2 protein-coding genes and 2 pseudogenes are annotated in these 3,305 nt (G+C 59.4%); all 4 read left to right on the forward strand.

Annotation, left to right across the window (positions count from 1 at the left end; translation table 11 throughout):
* Positions 1 to 108: pseudogene (locus tag AWB68_RS47770) on the forward strand (3-keto-5-aminohexanoate cleavage protein); the annotation flags it as partial.
* 84 nt (positions 109 to 192) lie between these two features.
* Positions 193 to 1,137: a 3-hydroxyacyl-CoA dehydrogenase gene (locus AWB68_RS43395; RefSeq protein WP_087650248.1), complete on the forward strand. Its 945-nt coding sequence runs from the start codon at positions 193 to 195 to the stop codon at positions 1,135 to 1,137.
* Positions 1,138 to 1,307: 170 nt separating this feature from the next.
* Positions 1,308 to 2,240, forward strand: coding sequence for a D-2-hydroxyacid dehydrogenase (locus tag AWB68_RS43400; protein ID WP_235028849.1), 933 nt, complete (start codon positions 1,308 to 1,310; stop codon positions 2,238 to 2,240).
* A 337-nt stretch (positions 2,241 to 2,577) separates the two neighbouring features.
* A pseudogene (locus AWB68_RS43405) lies at positions 2,578 to 3,231 on the forward strand (alpha-hydroxy acid oxidase); the annotation flags it as partial.
* Between the last annotated feature and the right edge of the window lie 74 nt (positions 3,232 to 3,305).

The raw sequence follows: 3,305 nt of genomic DNA on the forward strand, positions 1-3,305 counted from the left end.
GTCGTGAAGATCCGCCAGATCATCGAGGGACTGTCGCTCGACATCGCAACGCCGGATGAAGCACGCCAGATGCTCGGACTCAAGGGCGGCAGCGATACAAACTTCTGAGGTTGCTGAGATCTTCCGGCATCGCCTCGCGACGCCGGGCGCGGCGGCCAACTAGCGATGTACTGGGAAAATTTGGAGACTGTTATGACGATTGAAAGCATAGCAATTATTGGTTCTGGGCGTATTGGGCGTGGTTGGGCCATTGTGTTCGCCCGCGCCGGGTTCAACGTGAATGTTCACGACGCAAATAGCGAGATGCTCGCTGGCGCCGTTTCAGCTATTCGCGACAGTGTCGAGGATCTGAACGGCTTCGGTCTTATTGATGAACCGGTGGAGACGATTGTCGCGCGGGTTAAAGCGTGTCCCGATCTCGCGGAAGCGGTACGCGACGTCGTCCTTGTGCAAGAGAATATCGGCGAAGTCGTCGAAGCAAAGCGAGCTCTATTTGCTGAGCTCGATCGATTGACGAGGCCGGACACCTTGCTGGCTAGCTCCACCTCGGGTTTGCCTGCGTCCGCGTTTACGGAAGAACTCACGGGGCGTGCACAATGCCTCGTCGGGCACCCGGTGAACCCGCCCTCGCTCGTGCCGCTCGTCGAATTGTGCGGCGCGCCGTGGACCACACCGGAAGCTATCGCGAAAGCGCGCGAAATTTACGCGCGCGCAGGCCAGAAGCCGGTGACCGTGAATTACGAGATTTCCGGATTTCTGCTCAATCGGATCCAGGGAGCAGTTCTCGACGAGGCGATGAGCCTCTATGAACAAGGCTATGCTAGCGCGGCGGATCTTGACACAGTGATGTCGGATGGACTTGCTATGCGCTGGTCGTTCATGGGTCCGTTCGAAACGATTGATCTGAACGCACCTGGCGGTCTCGCCGACTATGCAGATCGCTACGGTGGCACCTATCGCACGATCGCTTCCGAACGCGTGCCCTTTGCTTGGGGGCCAGAGACGATTCAGAGGCTCCACGAAGAACGCCGAGCGGTGCTCTCGAAAGATGATATCGAAGCGCGCAGTCGTTGGCGCGATCGACGGCTGATGGCATTGCTTGCACATCGGCGCTCGCTCGACTCAAAGGAAAGCTGAAGTCGCCCTCCATGGCGCTCGATCGCCTGAGAACATGAACTCGAGACCCCAGCGCGGTACACGTATCGAGCTGTGGTGGTTCTCAGGCGCGCGCTTGCACACATCTTCCCCAGCCTGTCCCAGCGTCGAGCGGGCGTCTTGTCCGCATCCAACAAGCACTGGAGTCGGAAGTGAAAACTATCGTCTTTCTCGATCGCGCGACGCTTTCCGTCGATATGCCGGAGTTCTCTTTCCCGCATCGCTGGATCGAATATCCGTCGACCGCGCCCGAACAGGTGGTCGAACGCTGCCAAGGCGCGCAGATCGTGGTCTCCAACAAGGTAGCGCTATTGCGTGGAGCGCTCGATCAATTGCCTGACCTCGAACTGATCGGTGTGCCCGCCGCCGGGGTCAATCATCTCGATCTGGACACGTGTCGCAGCCGCGGGATAGGCGTCGTTTCGTGCGTCGGCTATTCGACGATCTCCGTGCCGGAGCACGCGTTCGCGCTGATGATGGCCTTGCGCCGCAATCTCGTGCCATATTGGCGCGACATCTACGCGGGCGGCTGGAGCGGTTCGCCGACGTTCTATGCGGAACTGCACCCGGTCGAAGACCTCTACGGTTCGACGCTCGGCGTCGTTGGCGCGGGGCATGGCGGCAACCGCATCGCGCAACTCGCCGAAGCATTCGGCATGCGCGTGCTCTTCGCCGATCGCAAGGGCGCAGCTTCATTGCGTCCCAACTACACCGCATTTGACGAAGTGCTGCGAGAGTCCGACGTGATCAGCCTGCACTGCCCGCTCTCCGACGAGACGCGCCACCTTTTCGGCATTGATGAATTCGAGCAGATGAAGCGTACGGCGTCGCTCGTGAATACGGCACGCGGCGGGATTATCGATGAAGCGGCGCTCATCGAAGCGCTCGATCGGAAACTGATCGCCAACGCGGCGCTCGATGTGCTGGAACAAGAGCCGCCCGCGTCCGATCACCCGCTACTGCGCAATCGCAGAGCCGATCTGATCGTGACGCCGCACGTGGCCTGGCGCACGAAGGTTGCGATGACCCGGCTCGTGACGCAGTTGGCCGAGGGCATCGAAGGCCACTATGTGCCAGCGGCGTGAGTCATGCCATGATTGTTCTAATGCAAATAGCAAAGGCGAATCGATTGAGGTAGCTGGCTGAGTGAATTGAGAGCCAACGATCAGAAAGCTTGGGAGCATGGACGCGTGGTCCGCCGGTCGACACCTTGCAGGATTTGAGGAGATGGTTCTGGCCCGCCATATGGCTCCGCCAAGTGAGTCCACGCGCCGGAGGGTTGGCGTAACTCGCTGCCGAGAACCTGGTCGCTGCCCTGGGAGGGGGAGCTAGTGCAGCGCGCCCTTTACATAAGTCGGTGAACGACGGCCAGCCGTTGCTCGATGCTAACTAGTCAACGCAGTAGATCTCTCGAGAGAGACCATGCCTACCATCACCTGTATCGAAGATTTGCGCATTCTTGCGAAGCGGCGTGTGCCCCGCATGTTCTACGACTACGCCGACAGTGGCTCGTGGACCGAGAGTACCTATCGTGCCAATGAAAGCGACTTCCAGCGTATCAAATTGCGTCAGCGCGTAGCCGTCAACATGGCAGGTCGCAGCACGCGCGCCCTAATGATCGGGCAAGAGGTCGCAATGCCTGTGGCGATCGCGCCGACCGGGCTGACCGGAATGCAACATGCCGACGGCGAGATCCTAGCCGCGCGCGCGGCAGAAAAATTCGGAGTTCCTTTTACGCTATCCACGATGAGCATTTGCTCCATCGAGGACGTCGCCGCAAATACAACCAAGCCGTTCTGGTTCCAGCTTTATATGATGCGTGACCGAGATTTCATCGCGCGACTCATTGAGCGCGCGCGGGCGGCACGGTGCAGCGCCTTGATGCTCACGCTGGACCTGCAAATCATCGGCCAACGCCACAAGGACATCAAAAACGGGCTGTCGGCTCCTCCTAAGCTGACCCTTGCAAACCTCATCAATCTGGCGACCAAGCCGCGTTGGTGCCTCGGCATGCTCGGGACTCAGCGGCGTAGCTTTGGCAACATCGTAGGACACGCGAAGGGAGTAGGGAACGTCTGCATAAGTCATTGCATAGCATCCCGAATGAGTTACGCTTGAGATAAGCGCAAACAAGTGAGGTGTGGTCATGA

The sequence above is a fragment of the Caballeronia choica genome (genome assembly GCF_001544535.1).
Classification (GTDB): domain Bacteria; phylum Pseudomonadota; class Gammaproteobacteria; order Burkholderiales; family Burkholderiaceae; genus Caballeronia; species Caballeronia choica.

Bases quoted from the DNA above. Each gene is read 5' to 3' on its own strand.
- AWB68_RS43395 (WP_087650248.1), top strand. From the start codon at position 193: ATGACGATTGAAAGCATAGCAATTATTGGTTCTGGGCGTATTGGGCGT.